The sequence below is a fragment of the Bacillus cereus group sp. BfR-BA-01309 genome (assembly GCF_022664315.1).
Taxonomy (GTDB): Bacteria; Bacillota; Bacilli; order Bacillales; family Bacillaceae_G; genus Bacillus_A; species Bacillus_A mobilis.
The window spans coordinates 1-293 of sequence record NZ_JAKUHE010000081.1 but is presented as its reverse complement, the minus strand read 5'-3'; the positions used below and the strand labels follow the sequence as shown (position 1 = coordinate 293).

Genomic DNA, 293 nt, shown 5'->3' with positions numbered 1-293 from the left:
ACGTGCACTTTCTTCCCGCCTTTCACATGTTTAGGGTATTTTCGGTGATGAAATCCCAGAAAATCAAATCCCTCGTTTCCATCCCACGTATCCACTAGTTTCGACTTTTCTGTATGGATTGTAGTATCTGAATACTCTCTAATGCTTGTTGTTTTGTTTGACATACGATGACAAAGTCATCGGCATATCGAATCAGTTCCCCAAGGTGTTTACACTTCTTTTCCCAAATGGTATCCATATAGTTTAAATATATATTAGAAAGTAAAGGAGATATCACACCACCTTGTGGTGTA

General features: G+C 38.2%; 1 protein-coding gene. It reads right to left on the bottom strand.

The genetic code is table 11. The features are described 5' to 3' along the window. Window positions 1-94 precede the first annotated feature (94 nt). Window positions 95-293, bottom strand: a 199-nt coding sequence (locus MR115_RS29730) for a reverse transcriptase domain-containing protein (RefSeq protein WP_375337831.1), incomplete at its 5' end; no start/stop codon positions are given.